General features: G+C 60.1%; 20 protein-coding genes. 14 read left to right on the forward strand and 6 right to left on the reverse strand.

Annotated elements, in window-relative coordinates; all coding sequences use genetic code 11:
• Positions 1–29: 29 nt before the first annotated feature.
• Complete coding sequence (locus ACLD1X_RS07215) at positions 30–1,019, forward strand: alpha/beta hydrolase family protein (protein ID WP_429366733.1); 990 nt, start codon at positions 30–32, stop codon at positions 1,017–1,019.
• Between the two features lie 124 nt (positions 1,020–1,143).
• On the opposite strand, the gene ACLD1X_RS07220 is transcribed toward ACLD1X_RS07215, so the two are convergent.
• From ACLD1X_RS07220 to ACLD1X_RS07230, 3 genes are read right to left on the reverse strand one after another with little or no spacing between them, the layout of a single operon-like run.
• Positions 1,144–1,911 (reverse strand): TerB family tellurite resistance protein, encoded by a 768-nt coding sequence (locus tag ACLD1X_RS07220; RefSeq protein WP_429366734.1) that lies wholly within the window; start codon positions 1,909–1,911, stop codon positions 1,144–1,146.
• A 1-nt stretch (position 1,912) separates the two neighbouring features.
• Positions 1,913–2,584: an N-acetylmuramate alpha-1-phosphate uridylyltransferase MurU gene (gene murU / locus ACLD1X_RS07225; protein ID WP_429366735.1), complete on the reverse strand. Its 672-nt coding sequence runs from the start codon at positions 2,582–2,584 to the stop codon at positions 1,913–1,915.
• The gene (locus tag ACLD1X_RS07230; RefSeq protein ID WP_429366736.1) at positions 2,581–3,600 is read right to left on the reverse strand and encodes an aminoglycoside phosphotransferase family protein; all 1,020 of its coding nucleotides are present in this window, start codon (positions 3,598–3,600) and stop codon (positions 2,581–2,583) included. The genes murU and ACLD1X_RS07230 overlap by 4 nt, the downstream gene beginning before the upstream one ends.
• Before the next feature lie 130 nt (positions 3,601–3,730).
• Between ACLD1X_RS07230 and ACLD1X_RS07235 the strand changes: the two genes are divergently transcribed.
• From ACLD1X_RS07235 to ACLD1X_RS07285, 11 genes are all read left to right on the forward strand, one after another.
• Complete coding sequence (locus tag ACLD1X_RS07235; RefSeq protein ID WP_429366737.1) at positions 3,731–6,544, forward strand: LPS-assembly protein LptD; 2,814 nt, start codon at positions 3,731–3,733, stop codon at positions 6,542–6,544.
• Positions 6,525–7,841 carry a peptidylprolyl isomerase SurA gene (gene surA, locus ACLD1X_RS07240; RefSeq protein ID WP_429366738.1) on the forward strand — a complete coding sequence of 439 codons (1,317 nt, stop codon included), beginning with the start codon at positions 6,525–6,527 and terminating at the stop codon, positions 7,839–7,841. The genes ACLD1X_RS07235 and surA overlap by 20 nt, the downstream gene beginning before the upstream one ends.
• On the forward strand, positions 7,838–8,827 hold the full coding sequence (pdxA, locus tag ACLD1X_RS07245; RefSeq protein ID WP_429366739.1) for a 4-hydroxythreonine-4-phosphate dehydrogenase PdxA: 990 nt from the start codon (positions 7,838–7,840) through the stop codon (positions 8,825–8,827). Before surA ends, pdxA begins: the two co-directional genes overlap by 4 nt.
• Positions 8,824–9,642 carry a 16S rRNA (adenine(1518)-N(6)/adenine(1519)-N(6))-dimethyltransferase RsmA gene (gene rsmA, locus ACLD1X_RS07250; RefSeq protein ID WP_429366740.1) on the forward strand — a complete coding sequence of 273 codons (819 nt, stop codon included), beginning with the start codon at positions 8,824–8,826 and terminating at the stop codon, positions 9,640–9,642. The genes pdxA and rsmA overlap by 4 nt, the downstream gene beginning before the upstream one ends.
• 115 nt (positions 9,643–9,757) lie before the next feature.
• Entirely contained in the window at positions 9,758–10,138 is a 381-nt protein-coding gene (gene apaG / locus ACLD1X_RS07255) for a Co2+/Mg2+ efflux protein ApaG (protein WP_322615073.1), read from the forward strand.
• Positions 10,138–11,019 (forward strand): symmetrical bis(5'-nucleosyl)-tetraphosphatase, encoded by an 882-nt coding sequence (locus ACLD1X_RS07260; RefSeq protein WP_429366741.1) that lies wholly within the window; start codon positions 10,138–10,140, stop codon positions 11,017–11,019. Before apaG ends, ACLD1X_RS07260 begins: the two co-directional genes overlap by 1 nt.
• Before the next feature lie 33 nt (positions 11,020–11,052).
• Complete coding sequence (gene glpE, locus ACLD1X_RS07265) at positions 11,053–11,382, forward strand: thiosulfate sulfurtransferase GlpE (RefSeq protein WP_104450002.1); 330 nt, start codon at positions 11,053–11,055, stop codon at positions 11,380–11,382.
• Between the two features lie 297 nt (positions 11,383–11,679).
• On the forward strand, positions 11,680–13,602 hold the full coding sequence (locus tag ACLD1X_RS07270; RefSeq protein WP_008051612.1) for a PrkA family serine protein kinase: 1,923 nt from the start codon (positions 11,680–11,682) through the stop codon (positions 13,600–13,602).
• A gap of 206 nt (positions 13,603–13,808) precedes the next feature.
• Entirely contained in the window at positions 13,809–15,080 is a 1,272-nt protein-coding gene (locus ACLD1X_RS07275) for a YeaH/YhbH family protein (RefSeq protein WP_008051610.1), read from the forward strand.
• A complete protein-coding gene (locus ACLD1X_RS07280; protein ID WP_429366742.1) occupies positions 15,077–16,639 on the forward strand; it encodes a SpoVR family protein in 1,563 nt (520 codons plus the stop codon). Before ACLD1X_RS07275 ends, ACLD1X_RS07280 begins: the two co-directional genes overlap by 4 nt.
• A gap of 63 nt (positions 16,640–16,702) precedes the next feature.
• Positions 16,703–17,932 carry a multifunctional CCA addition/repair protein gene (locus tag ACLD1X_RS07285; protein WP_429366743.1) on the forward strand — a complete coding sequence of 410 codons (1,230 nt, stop codon included), beginning with the start codon at positions 16,703–16,705 and terminating at the stop codon, positions 17,930–17,932.
• Between the two features lie 82 nt (positions 17,933–18,014).
• On the opposite strand, the gene folK is transcribed toward ACLD1X_RS07285, so the two are convergent.
• Both folK and folB read right to left on the reverse strand, forming a co-directional pair.
• The gene (gene folK, locus ACLD1X_RS07290) at positions 18,015–18,533 is read right to left on the reverse strand and encodes a 2-amino-4-hydroxy-6-hydroxymethyldihydropteridine diphosphokinase (protein WP_429366744.1); all 519 of its coding nucleotides are present in this window, start codon (positions 18,531–18,533) and stop codon (positions 18,015–18,017) included.
• Positions 18,524–18,880, reverse strand: a complete 357-nt coding sequence (gene folB / locus ACLD1X_RS07295) for a dihydroneopterin aldolase (RefSeq protein WP_429366745.1) — start codon at positions 18,878–18,880, stop codon at positions 18,524–18,526. The genes folK and folB overlap by 10 nt, the downstream gene beginning before the upstream one ends.
• Positions 18,881–18,954: 74 nt before the next feature.
• Between folB and plsY the strand changes: the two genes are divergently transcribed.
• Positions 18,955–19,524, forward strand: coding sequence for a glycerol-3-phosphate 1-O-acyltransferase PlsY (plsY, locus tag ACLD1X_RS07300; RefSeq protein ID WP_008051600.1), 570 nt, complete (start codon positions 18,955–18,957; stop codon positions 19,522–19,524).
• A gap of 20 nt (positions 19,525–19,544) precedes the next feature.
• Here plsY and tsaD read toward each other — a convergent pair whose 3' ends face one another.
• Positions 19,545–20,573 carry a tRNA (adenosine(37)-N6)-threonylcarbamoyltransferase complex transferase subunit TsaD gene (gene tsaD / locus ACLD1X_RS07305; protein WP_429366746.1) on the reverse strand — a complete coding sequence of 343 codons (1,029 nt, stop codon included), beginning with the start codon at positions 20,571–20,573 and terminating at the stop codon, positions 19,545–19,547.
• A gap of 199 nt (positions 20,574–20,772) precedes the next feature.
• On the opposite strand from tsaD, the gene rpsU reads away from it, so the two are divergent.
• Entirely contained in the window at positions 20,773–20,988 is a 216-nt protein-coding gene (gene rpsU / locus ACLD1X_RS07310; protein ID WP_002551877.1) for a 30S ribosomal protein S21, read from the forward strand.
• Positions 20,989–21,247: the final 259 nt, after the last annotated feature.

Below are 21,247 nucleotides of genomic sequence, written 5' to 3' on the forward strand. Positions count from 1 at the left end.
CCGGAATCACTTCTGGCCTGGAATATCCAATGCCCCCTGTCTACCGCCTGGCACTGCCAGCATTGTGCCTGTCGCTGATCCTGCCTTGCGCTTTTTCCGTCGAGGCGGCCGACCCGGCACCTGCTGCTGCAGAAAAAACCGCCGAAGAAAAACCGCTCGAACGTCAGCCGCTGCCTGAGCGTAGTCAGGAAGAAGCGACTGCACTTGAGCGAAAGATTCCAGCTCAGGAACAGCAACAACTGCAAGCGGGCACCGACACGTTTCTGGCCTTGTGGAAGCCGGCCAATACCGCCGAGCCCAAAGGCGCGGTGATTATCATCCCGGGCGCCGGCGAAACCGTTGACTGGCCGCAAGCGGTCGGTCCTTTGCGGCGCAAATTGCCGGACGCCCAATGGAGCAGCCTGAGTATCACCTTGCCGGACCTGCAAAGCGATGCCGTTGCGCCACGAATCGTGGAAGCAGCGCCTGCCCCCAAGGCTCCCGAAACCGCCGGTAAAGACTCGACCACCGCAGCCCCCATCGAACAGGCGGCCGGTGGCGAGGCCGATGTGGCCGACAAGGCCATCGCCGAAACCACTGAAGAACAATCCAGGGCAGATGCCGAGCGCATCTTTGCCCGGATCGATGCCGCACTCGCCTTCGCCGAACAGCAAAGTTCCCGCAGCATCGTGGTGTTGGGGCACGGCACCGGCGCTTACTGGGCCGCGCGCTACCTGAGCGAGAAGCAACCGTCGCAAGTCGAAAAACTGGTGATGGTTGCCGCGCGGACACCGGTGACAGCGAAGCCCGAGCTGGCGGAGCTGACCCCGACCCTGAAACTGCCGACCGCCGATATTTACTACAAAGACAAAGCGCCGGACCGCGACGCTGCGCTGGAACGGTTACAGGGCAGCAAGCGCTTGAAGTCATCGGCATTCAGCCAGGTCGCGCTCAAGGCATTGCCCGACAACAAGGCTGAGCAGGAGCAACTGTTCCGCCGGGTGCGGGGCTGGTTGAATCCGCAGCCTGCGACAGACTGACAGACCGCGTCGCCCTCTTCGCGAGCAGGCTCGCTCCCACATCAGATCTCCAGCGCTGGAAGATCCCATGTGGGAGCGAGCCTGCTCGCGAAGGGGACATCACAGACAACACAAATCCTTGCTGCTAGCGAAAATCGCGCCGCTCCCGAATCAGCGTATAGGCGTTATGCAGTTCACGCGTTCGCTCGGTGGCCTCGCGAACTTGCGCAGGCGTCGCGCCACTGCCGGCAATCTTGTCCGGGTGATGGCGACTGAGCAGGCGCCGGTAGGCACGCTTGATCTGTGCCGGTTCAGTGGTGGCCGACACCCCCAAAAGCCTTAACGCGTCCTGATAATTTGGTTTGTTGTTGGCCAATGGCCGCTTCTGCGGCTCGTAGTCGTGAGCCAGCGCCTGCACCTGATGCGGCGTCCAGCCCAACCACTTGCCCCATTGGCCGATCAATTCACGCTCACTGCGGCCGGCACGACCATCGGCCCACACCATTCGCCAACAGGCGCGCAACACACCTTCCGCCGCATGGGGCTGGGCACTCAGGCGACGCAGATAACCGCGTAGCCGGTCGCGGCCCGACTTGCCGCGATTGAACGCGGCAATCGCACGGCGCCGGGCCGGCTCGGACATGTCCAGCGCGCGCATTTCCGCTCGGGCCTGCTCGATGTGCCCGGCCATCACCTGGCCGTCGCACTTGGCCAGGCGCCCCAACAGCACAAACAGCAATTCGTCGTTTCGCAGCACCGGGCGACCACCCAGTTTTTCCCGCAAGTGCCCCCAACTCTGCAAGTGCAAACGCCGGTCAAGCGCCTGCCCCAACAATGCGCCAAGCATGGCCCCCGGAATGCTGGCTATGGCAAAACCCGCTCCGGCTCCAATCAGAGTCCCTGGCCACAGCATGTCAGCGGTTCGCTTCTATCAATGATTCAACTTCGGCCAGTCGCTCGTGAGTGCCGACGTCGACCCAGTGCCCTTTCAACTGTTCGCCAGTCACTTGACCGTCAGCCATGGCCTTGCGCAGCAGCGGTGCGAGCTTGAAGGCCCCCGCGGTGCAACCGTCGAACAGCTGCGGATGCAACACGGCGATGCCGCTGTAGGTCAGGGTAGCGGCCTCCGGCTGACCATCGCGCACCAGGGTTTCGACCAGGCAGAAGTCGCCAGCCGGGTGATGGGGCGGGTTGCTGGCCAGCACCAGGTGCGCCAGGCCGTTGATGGGCTGGTGCAGCACGCTGAAGTCGTAATCGGTCCAGATGTCACCGTTGACCACGACAAACGCTTCATCCCCCAACAACGGCAGCGCGCGGAAAATCCCGCCGCCGGTCTCCAGGGGCTCACCTTCCGCCGAGTACCGGATGCTCACGCCATAGCGCGATCCATCGCCCAGATAGTCTTCGATCTGCTGACCGAGCCAGGCGTGATTGATCACGATATCGGTGAACCCGGCGGCGGCCAGCGCACGCAGGTGATACTCGATCAGCGGCACCCCGCCGGCACGAACCAGCGGCTTGGGCGTGGTCAGGGTCAGCGGGCGCATGCGCTCGCCTTTGCCCGCGGCCAGAATCATTGCCTTCATGCTGTCACTCCGGCACGCAGACTCGCCAGCAGCACATCCAGCTCGGCCAGTTCAGGGCGGCGAGCGATCACGGCCTCTATATAGGCAAAGAAACGCGGCACATCGCCCAGATAACGCGGTTTACCGTCGCGATGACAGATGCGCGCAAAAATGCCGATGACTTTCAGGTGACGTTGCACGCCCATCAAGTCGCTGGCACGCAGGAAGTCCTCGAACTCGGGCTGAACCGGAATACCGAGTGCACCCGCCTGCTGCCAGTAGCTTTCGAGCCAGCCATGCACTCGCTCCTGAGGCCAGCTGAGGAAGGCGTCCTTGAACAGGCAGGTCACGTCGTAGGTCACCGGGCCATACACCGCATCCTGGAAGTCCAGCACACCGGGATTGGGCTCGCTGAGCATCAGGTTGCGCGGCATGTAGTCGCGATGCACCAGGACTTTGGGTTGTGCCAGGGCGCTGTCGATCAACAGTTCGCTGACTTGCTGCCAGAGTACTTGCTGGGCCGCATCGAACTCGATGCCCAATTCGCGCTTCACGTACCACTCGGGGAACAGTTCCAGCTCACGACGCAGCAATGCGACGTCATAACTCGGCAGCGGCGCAATCATCGGCAACTGCTGGAAAGCCAGCAGAGCCTGCAGGGCATCCTCGAACAAATCGTCGGCGTTTTCGCTGTCGATGACGTCCAGATAGGTCTTGTTGCCCAGGTCATTGAGCAAAAGAAAACCGCGTTCGAGGTCTTCGGCATAAATTTTCGGCACATTTATTCCGGATTTCGCCAGCAAAAAGGCGATATCCACGAAAGGTTTGCAGTTTTCCTGGGGGGGCGGCGCGTCCATGACGATGAAACTTTTACCACCGCCTTCCCAACGGAAATACCGCCGGAAACTCGCGTCGCTACTGGCCGCAGTCAACGTGGCCGGGGGGACGGAGCCCCAATTCTGCTCGGCAAAAAGGGTCGTCAATTGCTCATCGAGCCAAACTTTCAGGTGTTGCAAGCGTACATCTTGATCAGGCATTGCAAGGGTCTCCGACGGCGCTAGCCGTCAAGCGGGTCATGCTTTATTATCCAGCATCTTTTTCAGACCATCGAGAGGCGTGCGGCCCACACCGCGGGCAGATGGCACGCAGGAAGCCCGGACTAATAAGATGGCATTGAAATCCCCCGCGTTTCGTAAAAAATTTCCGTTGTTGGTAACCGGCAGTTTGCTGGCGCTGCAACCTCTTGCCACTTCCTACGTGGTCGCCGCGGAACAGTTTGACTGCTCAGTCTCTGCTTCGGGTTCCTGGGACTGTGCGCCAAAGACGCCGGCGGCGGCATTGCCACCGCGTCCCGTCCATGAGGGCAGCGCAGTTTCCGCTACCGGTGAAGCACCGGCCGAGAGCGGTTCCAGCGAAGACACCGGCGCCAAGCCGGTGCTGGTCACCGAATCCAAAGGCCGTGGCCTGAAGTCGCGTAGCGCAGACTACAGCCACCTCGACTGGGTTCCCCGCGAGCAACTCACCGCCGCACAATTGGCCGAAACCGGTCCTTATTGCTCTGGTTCCTATATCGAACCGATTCGTCCTGGCATGAATGACAAGACGAATAAAAGTGACGCGCCTACCTTTATCGGCGCAAAAGCCTCCCGCTATAAGCAGGATGAGCAGATTGCGACCCTGGCCGGCGACGTTGTCATGCGCCAGGGCAGCATGCAGGTCGAAGCCGACGAAGCCAACCTGTACCAGGCCGAGAGCCGTGGCGACCTGAATGGCAACGTGCGCATCCGCGACAACGGCGCCCTGATCGTCGGCGACCACGCCGACGTGCAGCTCGACACCGGTGAGGCCAAGGTCGACAACGCCGAATACGTGATGCACAAATCGCGCATCCGCGGTAATGCGCTGTACGCCAAGCGTGCCGAGAACGCGATCATCCGCCTCAAGGATGGTACGTACACCACGTGCGAACCGAACAGCAACGCCTGGCAGCTCAAGGGCAACAACATCACCTTGAACCCGGCCACCGGTTTCGGTACGGCGACCAACGTGACGCTGCGGGTCAGGGACATTCCGGTCCTGTACACGCCGTACATCTATTTCCCGATCGACGACCGTCGCCAGTCCGGCTTCCTGCCGCCGAGCATCGGCACCGGCAGCGATACCGGCTTCATGCTGGTCACCCCGTACTACTTCAACCTGGCACCGAACTACGATGCCACGTTGTACCCGCGCTACATGGAAAAGCACGGCTTGTTGATGGAAGGCGAATTCCGCTACCTGACCAAGTCCAGCGAAGGCCAGTTCGGTGCCGCGTACCTCAACGACGAAAGCGACGAACGCGACAAGCAGTCCGACGCCGAAAAAACCCGCTACATGTACAACTGGCAGCACAAGGGTGGCCTCGACTCACGTGTACTCACGCAAGTCGACTACACCAAGATCAGCGATCCGTATTACTTCCAGGATCTGCAGACCGACCAGATCGGCGTGAAAAGCAACGACTTCGTGAACCAGCAAGGCTCCGTCACCTATCGTGGCGACAGTTACAACGCACGTATCAACGCCCAGGCCTTCCAGCTGGCGACCGTCTCGAACATCACGCCGTACGATCGCCTGCCGCAGCTCACCCTTGATGGCGTGCTGCCGTACCATCCGGAAGGCTTGAATTTCACGTACAGCACAGAGCTCGTTCGATTTGACCGGGACCTGAAAAACGGAACGTACTTTGACGAGGACGGCGTTGGCAGTCCCCGCCTTGATAACAACGTTCAAGGTCTGGCACGCGCCACGGGTGACCGCCTGAACCTTGCGCCGGCCATGAGCCTGCCAATGAGCACGTCGTACGGTTTCCTGACACCAACGCTCAAGTACCAGTACACCCAGTACCAACTGGATCTGGATAGCACCGGCAAAAATCAGATCGTGGCTCAGAATAATGCCGCAGCGGCAACCGGGACTGAGAATCTCAACGGTCAATTTGACAGCAACCAGAACCGCGGCGTACCGATCGCCAGCATCGACAGCGGCCTGTACTTCGATCGCAATACCCAGTATTTCGGCAAGAACTACCGCCAGACCCTCGAACCGCGCCTGTTCTACCTGTACGTGCCTGAAGTCGACCAGGAAGATATCCCGGTATTCGACACCAGCGAATACACCTTCAACTATGCGTCGCTGTTCCGTGACAACCGTTTCTCCGGCTCCGACCGTGTCGGCGACGAGAACAAACTGTCGCTGGGCGTGACCAGCCGCTGGATCGAAGACAACGGTTTCGAGCGTCAACGCATCAGTGTCGGCCAGGCCTTGTACTTCAAGGACCGCGAAGTTCAGTTGCCAGGCATCGATCCGAAAACCCGCCAGGATACGCAGGCCAACGTTTCGCCTTACGCCCTGGAATACGAATACCGCTGGAACCGCGATTGGCGCACCACGGCCGACTACAACTGGGACCCGGACAGCCGCAGCCCACGCTCGGGCAGCGCGATGTTCCACTACCAGCCTGAAGACAACCCGAACAAGGTCATCAACGCCGGTTATCGCTATCGTAATGACCAGGTCCGTTACGACCAGAACACCGGTCAATGGACCGTGGGCGGCGGAAACCTGGGTGTTGAAGGCCAGCCTGGCTTCGTGAAGGACTACTACAAGATCGAACAGCACGACTTCTCGGTGATCTGGCCGATCGTGCCGCAATGGAGCGCCATCAGCCGCTGGCAGTATGACTACAACCGCGACCGCACCCTTGAAGCCTTCGGTGGCTTCGAGTACGACAGTTGCTGCTGGAAACTGCGCCTGATCAACCGTTACTGGGTCAACTATGACGAGTTCAGTCAAGACGTTGCGCAGAACGAAAAAGGCGACCATGGCGTCTTCCTCCAAATTGTTCTGAAGGGACTCGGCGGCCTCACCGGCTCCAAAGCAGAGAGTTTCCTCGACAAAGGCATTCAAGGTTACCGTGAACGTGAAGACCAAGCTTTCTGATTGTCTGCGCCCGCTGATGCTGGGCGCGCTGTTCCTGAGTACGGCGGCCAGTGCCGCCGTGCAGTCCATCGATAAAGTGGTGGCCATCGTCGACAACGACGTGGTCATGCAGAGCCAACTGGACCAACGCGTTCATGAAGTTCAGCAAACCATTGCCAAGCGTGGTTCTGCCGTGCCGCCAGCCAGCGTGCTGGAGCAGCAGGTACTTGAGCGCCTGATCGTCGAAAACCTGCAATTGCAGATCGGCGATCGCTCCGGCATCCGCATTACCGACGAAGAGTTGAACCAGGCGGTCGGCACCATTGCCCAGCGCAACAACATGTCGGTCGAGCAGTTCCGCGCCGCCCTGACTCGCGACGGCCTGTCTTATGACGACGCACGCGAGCAGATTCGCCGCGAAATGGTCATCAGCCGTGTACGCCAGCGCCGGGTTGCCGAGCGCATTCAGGTCTCCGAGCAGGAAGTGAAGAACTTCCTGGCCTCCGACCTGGGCAAAATGCAGCTGTCCGAAGAGTTCCACTTGGCCAACATCCTGATTCCTACGCCGGAAAGCGCCAACTCCGACGCGATTCAGAACGCAGCCAAACAGGCCGATGCGATCTACCAGCAGCTCAAGCAAGGCGCTGACTTCGGTCAGTTGGCAATCGCCAAGTCCGCCAGCGAAACCGCTCTGGAAGGTGGTGACATGGGCTGGCGTAAAGCCGCTCAATTGCCGCCACCGTTCGATCGCCTGCTGAGCACCCTGCCGGTGGGTGACGTCACCCAGCCAATGCGCACGCCGGGCGGCTTCATCATCCTGAAGATTCTCGGCAAGCGTGGCGGCGAAACCCAGATGCGCGATGAAGTGCATGTGCGTCACATCCTGGTCAAGCCAAGTCCGGTCCGCGACGAAGCCAAGACCAAGGAGCTGGCCCAGTCGCTGTATAGCCGCATTGAAGCCGGCGAAGACTTCGCTGAACTGGCGAAGAAGTATTCGGAAGACCCGGGTTCCGCCCTCAACGGCGGCGACCTGAACTGGATCGACCCGAACGCGCTGGTGCCCGAGTTCCGCGCAGTGATGGCCAAGACCCCGCAAGGTCAACTGTCCAGGCCGTTCCAGACTCAATACGGCTGGCACGTCCTGGAAGTTCTTGGTCGTCGCGCCACCGACAGCACCTCACAGGCTCGCGAGCAGCAAGCAATGACCGTACTGCGTAACCGCAAATACGACGAAGAGCTGCAAACCTGGCTGCGTCAGATCCGTGACGAAGCGTACGTGGAAATCAAACTCCCTGGCGCCGACCAGGCAGCGCAGTGAAACCGCAACGTTTCGCGCTGACACCCGGCGAACCAGCCGGCATAGGTCCCGACCTGTGCCTGCTGCTCGCCTCGCAAGCCCAGCCCCACCCCCTGATTGCCATTACCAGCCGCGACCTGCTCATTGAGCGGGCCGCGCAACTGGGCGTGGCCGTCAACCTGTTGCCGGTCACACCGGACAACTGGCCCGATGCTCCTGCGCCAGCCAACAGCCTGTATGTCTGGGATACACCGCTCAATGCCAAGGTCGTCGCCGGGCAACTGGACAAGGCCAATGCTGCCTTCGTTCTGGAAACCCTGACCCGGGCAGGCCAAGGCTGCCTGAACGGGGATTTTGCCGGCATGATCACCGCGCCGGTGCACAAAGGCGTGATCAACGAATCCGGTATCGCCTTTTCCGGGCATACGGAATTCCTTGCCGACCTGACCCACACCGCGCAAGTGGTGATGATGCTGGCCACACGCGGCTTGCGCGTAGCCCTGGTGACCACTCACCTGCCCCTTCGCGAGATTGCCGATGCAATCACGCCAGAGCGTCTGGAGCGCGTCACGCGTATCCTGCACGCCGACCTGCAAAACAAGTTCGGCATCGCCCGGCCACGCATCCTGGTCTGTGGGCTCAACCCCCACGCCGGCGAAGGCGGACACCTGGGCCATGAAGAAATCGATATCATCGAACCCACATTAGAGCGCTTGCGCGGCGAGGGCATGGACCTTCGAGGTCCCCTGCCCGCCGACACTCTGTTTACCCCCAAATATCTGGAGCACTGCGATGCAGTGCTGGCGATGTACCACGACCAGGGCCTGCCGGTGCTGAAATACAAAGGCTTCGGCGCGGCAGTCAACGTGACCCTCGGCTTGCCGATCATCCGCACTTCGGTCGACCACGGCACTGCCCTGGACCTGGCCGGCAGCGGCAAGATCGACACCGGCAGCCTGCAAGTCGCCCTGGAAACCGCCTACCAGATGGCCGAGACCCGTTTATGACCGAGCAATACCAACACAAGGCGCGCAAGCGTTTTGGCCAGAACTTCCTGCACGATGCCGGCGTTATCGACCGCATCCTGCGTTCCATTCATGCCAAGGCAGAAGACCGCCTGCTGGAAATCGGCCCGGGCCAGGGTGCACTGACCCAAGGCCTGCTCAGCAGCGGCGCGCAGCTCGACGTGGTGGAACTGGACAAGGACCTGATCCCGATCCTCAACCAGCAGTTTGCCGGCAAGAGCAACTTCAACCTGCATCAGGGCGACGCACTGAAGTTCGACTTCAACAGCCTGAATGCCGCGCCAGGCAGCCTGCGAGTGGTCGGCAACCTGCCGTACAACATCTCCACGCCGCTGATTTTTCACCTCCTGCACAACTCGCACCTGATCCGCGACATGCATTTCATGCTGCAAAAGGAAGTGGTCGAGCGCCTGGCTGCGGGCCCGGGTGGTGGTGACTGGGGCCGCCTGTCGATCATGGTTCAGTACCACTGCCGGGTCGAGCACCTGTTCAACGTCGGCCCGGGCGCGTTCAACCCGCCGCCGAAAGTCGACTCGGCCATCGTGCGCCTGGTGCCCCACGCGGTACTGCCGCACCCGGCCAAGGATCACCGCCTGCTGGAGCGCGTCGTGCGCGAAGCGTTCAACCAGCGCCGCAAAACCCTGCGCAACACCCTCAAGCTGCTGCTGAGCAATGCCGAAATCGAAGCCGCCGGCGTCGATGGCAGCCTGCGTCCCGAGCAACTCGACCTGGCCGCCTTCGTGCGCCTGGCCGACAAGCTCAGCGAGCAGGCAGCACAACAGCCCGCCGCCGACTGACAGGCGAAGAGCGCTATCGGGTAGGACGCCACTCTGGTCTACTACCCGATACTTGGCCTAGACTGAACTCCATCAGCTACGCCCCGCGTCCCGCTTCGTTTTTAAGGCCCCTTGCATGTCCGATCCTCGTTATCAGGTCGACGTCAGCGTCGTCACCCGCTATCTGGCAGAACAATCGCAACCCGAGCACGACCGCTTTGCCTTCGCCTACACCATCACCGTGCAAAACAATGGCCTGATACCGGCCAAACTGCTTTCACGGCACTGGGTCATCACCGACGGTGACGGGCATGTCGAAGAAGTGCGCGGCGCAGGCGTGGTAGGCCAGCAACCGCTGATCGACCCCGGCAAGAGCCACACCTACAGCAGCGGCACGGTCATGACCACCAAGGTCGGCACCATGCAAGGCACCTATCAGATGCTTTCCGACGACGGCAAACATTTCGATGCCATCATCGCGCCCTTCCGCCTGGCGGTGCCCGGAGCCCTGCACTGATGGCAACGTACGCGGTCGGTGACCTGCAAGGCTGCCTTGAGGCCCTGCAATGCCTGCTCAAACAAGTGGCGTTCGATCCGCAACAGGACCGCCTGTGGCTGGTGGGCGACCTGGTCAACCGCGGCCCGCAGTCTCTGGAAACCCTGCGTTTCCTCTATAGCATCCGCGAATCGCTGGTGTGCGTGCTCGGCAACCACGACCTGCACCTGCTGGCGGCCGGACGCAACATCGAACGCCTGAAGAAGGCCGATACCCTGCGCGAGATCATCGAAGCGCCGGATAGCGCCGAGCTGCTTGAATGGCTGCGCCAGCAAAAGCTCATGCATTACGACGAACAACGCAACGTTGCACTGGTCCATGCCGGCATTCCCCCCCAGTGGTCGCTGCGCAAGGCCTTGAAGTGCGCCGCCGAAGTCGAGACCGCCCTGCGCGACGACAACCTGTTGCCGCCCTACCTCGATGGCATGTACGGCAACGATCCGGCGAAATGGGACAACGACCTCAAAGGCGTCACGCGCCTGCGGGTAATCACCAACTACTTCACCCGCATGCGTTTTTGCACCGCCGAAGGCAAACTCGACCTCAAGAGCAAGGAAGGCCTCGGTACTGCACCACCTGGCTACAAGCCCTGGTTCCAGCACAAGGAACGCAAGACCAGGGATGTGAAAATCCTCTTCGGTCACTGGGCCGCACTGGAAGGCAAGTGCGACGAGCCGGGTATCTCGGCCCTCGACACCGGTTGCGTCTGGGGCGGCGCCCTGACCCTGATGAACGTCGACAGCCTTGAGCGTCTGTCCTGCAAATGCGACGAACACGGCCATGCCGTGCCGCCAGTCGCCTTATCCATTCCCCAATCATCGCCAGCCAGCGCCCCGCGCTAGACTGCCCATTCTGCCGAGCCACAGGAGCCCGCCATGAGCGAATTCAAACGTATCCCCCCGGAACAGGCCCAGGCCCTGCGCGAACAAGGCGCAGTGGTGGTCGACGTCCGCGACCCGGCCACTTTTGCCGCCCTGCACATCGCAGGCTCGAAGCATCTGGACAATCATTCCCTGCACGCTTTCATCCAGGGTGCCGACCTCGATGCACCGACCGTGGTGGTCTGCTACCACGGCAATTCCAGCCAGGGCGCGGCCGCCTACCTGATCAGCCAGGGCTTCTCCGACGTCTACAGCATGGATGGCGGATTCGAGTTGTGGCGCACGACCTACCCTGCGGAAACCGCGCAAGGCACCGCCGAATAATTTTTTTGTAACCTTGCAGGCCCCGGCTCCCGCGGGCTGGCGCGGTGGCAGACGAACGGTCTGCCACAACAAATTACGTATCTCGCCTTTACCTCCCGAATTCCCAACTATCCTTAAGCCCAGGCCATCCAAAACAGGGGAGAGCCGGTACACCGGCGCACGGGTCATCGGGAGTAGCTTTCGGAGTCGTCAGCTCCGGGAGAGTTCTGGGGGGTAAACAGCAATCGCCTGTTCGGTTGCTGCCAGCATCGACTGAGTGATCCGGCGTCGGCTCCACGTATCGAGCGAGGTGACGTCATGAGTATCTTTAGCCACTTCCAACAACGCTTCGAGTCCACACGCCAGGAAGAACTCTCTCTGCAAGAGTATCTTGAGCTGTGCAAAAAAGACCGCAGCGCCTACGTTTCCGCTGCCGAGCGTCTGCTGCTGGCCATCGGTGAACCGGAACTGCTCGACACCTCGACCAACTCGAGACTGTCGCGCATCTTCTCCAACAAGGTGATCCGCCGCTATCCGGCCTTTGAAGACTTCCACGGGATGGAAGAATGCATCGACCAGATCGTGTCGTATTTCCGCCATGCCGCTCAGGGCCTGGAAGAGAAGAAGCAGATCCTCTACCTGCTCGGCCCAGTCGGTGGCGGTAAATCGTCCCTGGCCGAAAAGCTCAAGCAACTGATGGAAAAAGTGCCCTTCTATGCGATCAAGGGCTCGCCGGTTTTCGAGTCGCCCCTGGGTCTGTTCAACTCCACTGAAGATGGAGCGATCCTCGAGGAAGACTTTGGCATTCCACGGCGCTACCTCAACACCATCATGTCGCCGTGGGCAACCAAGCGCCTGGCCGAGTTCGGCGGTGACATCAGTCAGTTCCGCGTGGTGAAACTCTACCCGTCGATCCTCAACCAGATCGCCGTGGCCAAGACCGAACCAGGTGACGAAAACAACCAGGACATCTCGGCGCTGGTGGGCAAGGTCGATATCCGCAAACTGGAGGAATTCCCGCAAAACGACGCCGACGCCTACAGCTATTCGGGCGCACTGTGCCGGTCCAACCAGGGCCTGATGGAATTCGTCGAAATGTTCAAGGCGCCGATCAAGGTGCTGCACCCACTGCTGACCGCTACTCAGGAAGGCAACTACAACAGTACCGAAGGTCTGGGGGCGATTCCGTTTACCGGGATCCTGCTGGCCCACTCCAACGAATCGGAATGGCATACCTTCCGTAACAACAAGAACAACGAAGCTTTCATCGACCGGATCTACATCGTCAAAGTGCCGTACTGCCTGCGGGTCAGCGACGAAGTGAAGATCTATGACAAGCTCTTGTTCAACAGCTCGCTGGCCAAGGCCCATTGCGCGCCCGACACCCTGAAGATGCTGGCCCAGTTCACCGTGCTCTCGCGCCTCAAGGAGCCGGAAAACTCCAATATCTACTCGAAGATGCGCGTGTACGACGGCGAGAACCTCAAGGATACCGATCCGAAAGCCAAGTCGATCCAGGAATACCGCGACAATGCCGGTGTCGACGAAGGCATGAACGGTCTATCGACCCGGTTCGCCTTCAAGATCCTGTCGAAGGTGTTCAACTTCGATCCACACGAAATCGCCGCCAACCCGGTACATCTGCTCTACGTACTGGAACAACAGATCGAACAGGAACAGTTCCAGGCGGAAACCCGCGAACGCTACCTGCGCTTCCTCAAGGAGTACCTGGCGCCGCGCTATATCGAATTCATCGGCAAGGAGATCCAGACCGCCTATCTCGAGTCCTACAGCGAGTACGGCCAGAACATCTTCGATCGTTATGTGCTGTACGCCGACTTCTGGATCCAGGACCAGGAATACCGCGATCCGGAAACCGGCGAGATCCTCAACCGCGTAGCCTTGAACGAAGAACTGGAGAAAATCGAAAAACCGGCCGGCATCAGCAATCCGAAGGATTTCCGTAACGAAATCGTCAACTTCGTCCTGCGTGCCCGGGCCAACAACAATGGCAAGAACCCGACCTGGCTCAGCTACGAAAAACTGCGCGTGGTCATCGAGAAAAAAATGTTCTCCAACACCGAGGACCTGCTCCCGGTCATCAGCTTCAACGCCAAGGCCAGCAAGGAGGATCAGCAAAAACACAACGACTTCGTCACAAGGATGGTCGAGCGGGGCTACACCGACAAACAGGTACGACTGCTGTCCGAGTGGTACTTGCGGGTCAGAAAATCACAATAACCCGCTGCCGGTCAGACCGGTTGTCGTCAGCCAGAGACCTGTGTGCGCTTTTTCTGATACACAGGCCTCTGGAAGGTGTTCGAAAGTCGGTAGCGAGTTCAGGCAGCATCCAAGGCGCTTGGGGGAGCGTTCAATTTTCCCTCGGCTTCTCGGTTCGATGCTGTATCACCGCTCGCCCCTTTCAGGACAGCTTCTAAGGAGCAGTCATGAGCTATGTGATCGACCGACGTCTCAATGGCAAGAACAAGAGCACGGTAAACCGCCAGCGGTTTCTGCGGCGCTACCGTGATCACATCAAAAAGGCTGTCGAAGAGGCGGTCAGCCGGCGCTCCATTACCGACATGGAACACGGCGAACAAATCAGCATTCCCGGCCGCGACATTGACGAACCGGTGCTTCACCACGGTCGCGGTGGCAAGCAGACGGTCGTGCACCCGGGCAACAAGGAGTTCACCAGCGGCGAACATATCGCCCGCCCACCGGGAGGCGGCGGTGGTCGGGGCCCTGGCAAGGCCGGCAACTCCGGTGAAGGGATGGACGAATTCGTCTTCCAGATCACCCAGGAAGAGTTCCTCGAGTTCATGTTCGAGGATCTCGAACTGCCAAACCTGGTCAAGCGCAACCTGACCGGCACCGATACCTTCAAGACCGTACGTGCCGGGATCAGCAACGAGGGCAACCCGTCGCGGATCAACATCATTCGCACCTTGCGTTCAGCCCACGCCCGGCGAATCGCCCTGTCCGGCAGCAGCCGGGCAAAACTGCGCGAAGCCAAGGAAGAACTTCTGCGACTCAAGCAGGAAGAACCAGACAACTTCGGCGATATTCAGGAAATAGAAGCCGAAATCGAAAAACTCAGCGCGCGCATTCACCGCGTGCCGTTTCTCGACACCTTCGACCTCAAGTACAACCTGCTCATCAAGCAACCGAACCCCAGCTCCAAGGCTGTGATGTTCTGCCTGATGGACGTGTCCGGCTCGATGACCCAGGCGACCAAGGACATCGCCAAGCGCTTTTTTATCCTGCTGTACCTGTTCCTCAAGCGTAACTACGAAAAAATCGATGTGGTGTTTATCCGCCATCACACCAGCGCCCGTGAAGTGGACGAAGAGGAGTTTTTCTACTCCCGGGAAACCGGCGGCACCATTGTCTCCAGCGCCTTGAAACTGATGCAGGAGATCATGGCCGAGCGTTATCCGAGCAACGAGTGGAACATCTACGCCGCCCAGGCCTCCGACGGCGACAACTGGAACGACGACTCTCCAATCTGCCGCGACATCCTGATCAACCAGATCATGCCATTCGTGCAGTACTACACTTACGTTGAGATCACCCCTCGCGAACACCAGGCCCTGTGGTTCGAATACGAGCGCATAGCCGAAGCCTTTTCCGACACGTTTGCCCAGCAGCAACTGGTCTCGGCCGGTGATATCTATCCGGTCTTCCGTGAACTCTTCCAGCGCAGGTTAGTGACATGACCGCCAAAGAGCAGAAGCGCCAACCCATTTCCACCGGCTCCGAATGGACGTTCGAGCTGATCCAGGCGTATGACCGAGAAATCAGTCGTATTGCGGCCGGCTACGCCCTCGATACATACCCTAACCAGATCGAAGTGATCACTGCCGAACAGATGATGGACGCCTACGCCTCCGTCGGTATGCCACTGGGTTATCACCATTGGTCCTATGGCAAACATTTCCTAAGCACAGAAAAATCCTACACCCGCGGCCAGATGGGCCTGGCCTACGAGATCGTGATCAACTCCGACCCGTGCATCGCCTACCTGATGGAAGAAAACACCATTTGCATGCAGGCGCTGGTGGTGGCCCACGCCTGCTACGGGCACAACAGCTTTTTCAAAGGCAACTACCTGTTCCGCACCTGGACCGACGCCAGCTCGATCATCGATTACCTGGTGTTTGCCAAGCAGTACATCATGCAATGCGAGGAGCGCCACGGTATCGACGCGGTCGAGGACTTGCTCGACTCCTGCCATGCGCTGATGAACTATGGTGTCGACCGCTACAAACGCCCCTATCCGATCTCCGCGGAAGAAGAGCGCCGCCGGCAAAAGGACCGGGAGGAGCATTTGCAGAAACAGATCAACGATCTGTGGCGAACCATTCCCAAGGGTGCGGACAAGTTCAGCGACAAGGACAACGCGCGCTTCCCTGCCGAACCTCAGGAAAACATCCTGTACTTCATCGAGAAACATGCGCCACTACTGGAACCATGGCAGCGGGAAATCGTGCGTATCGTGCGCAAGATCGCCCAGTATTTTTATCCACAGCGTCAAACCCAGGTGATGAACGAGGGCTGGGCCACATTCTGGCACTACACCCTGATGAACGACCTGTACGACGAAGGCCTGGTCACCGACGGCTTCATGATGGAGTTCCTGACGTCCCACACCAGCGTGGTGTTCCAGCCGGGCTTCGATAGCCCCTACTACAGCGGTATCAATCCGTACGCCCTGGGTTTTGCCATGTACCGCGACATCCGTCGCATGTGCGAACACCCGACAGAAGAAGATCGCCGCTGGTTCCCGGACATTGCCGGCACCGACTGGTTGGCGGCCATCAAGTTCGCCATGAGCAGCTTCAAGGATGAGAGCTTCATCCTGCAGTACCTGTCACCCAAGGTGATCCGCGACCTGAAGCTGTTCAGCATTCTCGATGACGACCAGAAGGACGACCTGCTGGTGCCCGCCATTCACGACGAAGGCGGCTACCGCATCATCCGTGAAACCCTGGCGGCGCAGTACAACCTGGGCAATCGCGAACCCAACGTGCAGATCTACAGCATCGACCGGCGTGGTGACCGCTCCCTGACCCTGCGCCACCAGCAACACGACCGCAAACCGCTGGGAGAGTCCACCGAGGAAGTGCTCAAGCATCTGCACCGCCTGTGGGGCTTCGACATTCACCTGGAGACCCTGCAAGGAGACCAGGTGATGAAAACCCATCACGTTCCGCCCAGAAGCGAGCACAGCGAAGGCGATTACGGCCGCCTGGACCTGGCTGTCATTCATCTTTGATACGGTTTCGGCCTCCGAAAGCCCGACGCAACGGTTATCCTGTCGAGCTAACGGAGGTTTTTTATGCGGATCTATAAAGTCGGCGGCGCGGTACGCGATCGCTTGCTGGGCAAACCGGTCACCGACATCGACTGGGTCGTGGTCGGCGCCACTACCGAAGAAATGCTCGCCAAGGGTTTCCGCCCGGTAGGTGCGGATTTCCCGGTGTTTCTTCATCCCAAAAGCGGCGAGGAATACGCCCTCGCCCGCACCGAGCGCAAAAGCGGACGCGGCTACGGCGGATTCACTTTTCACGCCAGCCCTGAAGTCACCCTCGAAGAAGACCTGATCCGTCGCGACCTGACCATTAACGCCATGGCCGAAGACGATCAGCAGAACCTGACCGACCCGTACCACGGCCAGCGCGATCTCGAAGCGCGCCTGCTGCGCCATGTTTCCCCGGCATTTGCCGAAGATCCGCTCCGGGTCTTGCGTGTTGCCCGCTTTGCGGCGCGTTATGCGGCGCTGGGCTTTACAGTCGCCCCGGAAACCCTGGAACTGATGCGCCAACTCAGCGCGTCAGGCGAGCTTGAGGCGCTGACCCCGGAGCGCAGCTGGAAGGAAATTTCCCGCGCCCTGATGGAAGATCAGCCACAGGTGTTTATTGAGGTTTTGCGCGCATGCGACGCCCTCAAGGTGCTGATGCCAGAGGTCGACGCGCTGTTTGGCGTACCGCAACCACCCGCCCACCACCCGGAAATCGATACAGGCGTACATACCCTGAGCGTTCTGCAGCAAGCCGCCATGCACAAGCAATCACTGACCGTGCGCTGGGCCTGCCTGCTGCACGACCTGGGCAAGGGCCTGACGCCGGAGGAAGAATGGCCGCAACACATCGCCCACGAGTTCAAGGGGCTGAAGCTGATCAAGGCGGTCAATGAACGCTTCAAGGCGCCCAGAGACTGCCAGGAACTGGCACTGCTGGTGGGGGAGTATCACACCCACGGGCATCGCGCCCTTGAGCTGAAGCCTTCGACATTGCTGGAATTGCTGCAAAGCTTCGACGTTTACCGCCGGCCACAGCGGTTCGAGGAGTTCATCGCAGCATGCGAGATGGATGCGCGTGGGCGCAAAGGGCTGGAAGAAAGAAGTTATCCACAGGCGGATTATTTGCGCGGCGCGGCGACCGCTGCTCGCAGCGTGGCAGTTCAGCCGTTGCTGGAGAAAGGCTTCAAGGGGCCGGAGCTGGGAGAGGCGATCAAGCGCGAGCGGCTAAAAGCGCTGAAGGCCTACAAGGAAGCGGCGTCAGCTTGAAAGAATCGTGAGCAGGTTCGCTCCCACAAGTGTTGCGCTGAACCCTGTGAGAGCGAGCCTGCTCGCGAAGACGCCAGTCAGGTCACAACAAATTCGGGGGTGTCAGTTGCTCACCGCGCCATTCGAAAGCCACTGGCGCCAGCACCTGATCGATCTGCGATTCTGCCCACAACGTGGCGAAACTCTTTCCTGCGCCCGGGTGCACACGATCCGGCGCCATCAACGACAATGGCCACAGAACAAAAGCATTTTTCAGAATTTCTGCCCGCGGCAACATCAAGCCATCGAAGTTGCCTACCAGATCACCGAACAACAACACGTCGATATCCAGTGGCAAACCTCGGCGATCCGGGGCATATCGGCCATTATCGGCCTCGATGAACTTCAACCGGCGATCCAGTTCCATGAGCGGCAGATCGGTATATGCCGACACCACGAAATTGAAGAACGGCCCGCTCTTGATACCCACCGGCTGGCTTTCGAACACCGCCGAACAGCGGATATCGACAAGGAACGCCGCCAATGCATCGAGTCCCGCCCGCAAATGGGTTTCACGCTCGATATTGCTACCGAGCCCGAGGTATACCTGAGTCAGCGACATCCGCGCTCGATCTCCACGCCCACACCGCCGGTGGCAGCCGGGATGGCGCCGGGCTTGGTCAGCTTCAAGCGCATCCAGGTGATCTTGAATTCGCTCATCAACACTTCAACAAGCCGCTCGGCAAAGGTCTCGACCAGCTGGAATTGCGCTTGCTCGGCAAATGCCTGGATGCGCGAGGAAACACTGGCATAGTCGAGCGCCAGGGTCAGGTCATCTCCGGCCGCGGCCGGGCGATTATCCCAGGCGAAGCTCAGATCAAGACGCAAGCACTGACGGATGCCTCGCTCCCAGTCGTAGGCACCAATTACCGTGTCGACTTCCAGGCCCTTGATAAACACTCTGTCCAAGCACTTCTCTCCGCTACACGACAAGGGCGCAATGCGCCGTTAGAATCAGGGCTTCCTCGCCCGGAATAGTTAGCATGTTTTGGTTATTGGCGATCCTCGCCTACCTGCTCGGCTCTCTGTCCTTCGCCATTTTGCTCAGCCGCCTGACCGGTAACCCCGATCCGCGAATGAGTGGCTCGGGCAATGCCGGCGCCACCAACATGTTGCGCCTGGCCGGCAAGAAACTCGCCATCCTGACCCTGCTCGGCGACCTTTGCAAAGGCCTGCTGCCAGTACTGATTGCGCGTCTTGCGGGCCTTTCGCAGCAGGAACAGGCCTGGATCGGCGTCTATGCCGTCATCGGCCACCTGTTTCCGCTGTACTTCCGCTTTCGCGGCGGCAAAGGTGTCGCCACCGCTGCCGGCATGCTGCTGGGACTGTACCCGCCCGCAGCCCTCCTGGCGGTCTGCGCCTGGCTCTTGACGTTCTACCTGACCCGCACCAGCTCCCTGGCCGCCCTGATCGCCACGCCGCTGACCCTGCCGTTGCTGGCCTGGCAGGAACCGGCCGCCCTGCTGCCCATGAGCGCGCTCACCGGACTGATCGTCTGGCGTCATCGCGGCAATCTACGCGACCTGTTTGCCGGGCGCGAACGGCATTTCTAGTTGCCGGGCATGAGCGCCGCTCATCCCAACGCCGACAGTTGCTCCATCGGCCAACGTGCCTGCACGCTGATCGCCAGGCTTTCCTGCTGACCGGCCTGCAAGCGCTGGCAGCCGGCAAAGGCGATCATTGCGCCGTTGTCGGTGCAGAACTGCGGGCGGGCATAGAACACATCGCCCTTCATATCGCCGAGCATTTTCTCCAGAGAAGTGCGCAACGCCTTGTTGGCACTGACGCCCCCTGCAATCACCAGGCGCTTCATGCCGGCGGCCTTAAGGGCGCGCTTGCACTTGATGGTCAAAGTCTCCACCACGGCCTGCTGGAACGCCAGCGCGATGTCGCAACGGGCTTGCTCGCCGTCGTCCCCGGCGCTGACGCACTGCTGCCAGGTGTTCAACGCAAAGGTTTTCAGGCCACTGAAGCTGAAATCCAGACCCGGGCGGTCGCACATCGGACGCGGGAAGACGAAACGCCCTGCAACGCCCTGCTCCGCAAGGCGAGCGATCTCCGGTCCGCCCGGATAATTGAGGCCCATCATCTTGGCCGTCTTGTCGAAGGCTTCGCCGGCAGCGTCGTCCAGGGTCTCGCCCAGGAGCGTGTACTGACCGATTCCGTCGACCTGAACCAGTTGCGTATGGCCACCCGACACCAACAAAGCGACGAACGGGAATTCCGGCGGTTGCGGCTCCAGCATCGGTGCCAGCAAGTGGCCTTCCATGTGATGCACGCCGAGGGCCGGAATACCCCAGGCAAAGGCCAGCGCCTGGGCACAGGAAGCCCCTACCAGCAACGCGCCCACCAGGCCAGGACCCGCCGTGTAGGCGATCGCATCGATCTCCGTCGGCACGCAGTCGGCCTCGGCCAACACCTGACGGATCAAGGGCAGCATGCGTTTGACGTGATCGCGCGAAGCCAGCTCCGGCACTACGCCGCCATAGGCGCGGTGCAGATCGATCTGACTGAACAACGCATCGGCCAGCAGGCCGCGTTCACTGTCATATAATGCGACACCAGTTTCGTCGCAGGAGGTTTCTAATCCCAGTACTAGCATGGGTTTGCGCCTTGTTTAGGCTGAATTCGAAGGCGCGCATAATAGTCGTCGCGTGATGCCCCGACCAGCGGTTTTCGATCAGAGGCTTTGCATTCCGAGCGTTGAGGGGTTAACATCCGCAACCCTTAAAAACCGACGTCTTCAAGTGCTCTTTTGCCGCGAGGATGTTGACCCCGGTAATGAATGAAGGTAGCTCTGGATGCCAGCCGTCAAAGTAAAAGAGAACGAACCCTTCGACGTAGCTCTGCGTCGTTTCAAGCGCTCCTGCGAAAAAGCCGGTGTACTGGCTGAAGTTCGTAGCCGCGAATTTTACGAGAAGCCAACTTCTGAGCGTAAGCGCAAAGCAGCAGCCGCTGTTAAGCGTCACGCCAAGAAAGTTCAGCGCGAACAGCGCCGCGCCGTTCGTCTGTACTAATACACAGACGATCGTAGCAAGCTTCTGCCAAGCCCGGCCCTCAGCCGGGCTTATGGCATTTGCGTAAAACGCTTGATGCTTCACTGTCAAAGCCGCAGACGCGACCGAGACAAACCTGCTTCACCGCGTCAGACCTGGCTCTTTTGCCAGCGGTGCACGTCTTTTCTGACGAGCCTTTCAAGGCTACTGACGAGCACACCCACTGATTCCTCTCACGACGATCAGCCCAAGGCACCTGCTTGCGTGCCAGATGATGAGC

It is taken from the genome of Pseudomonas sp. 18173 (genome assembly GCF_050432945.1).
In the GTDB taxonomy this organism is placed as follows: Bacteria; Pseudomonadota; Gammaproteobacteria; order Pseudomonadales; family Pseudomonadaceae; genus Aquipseudomonas.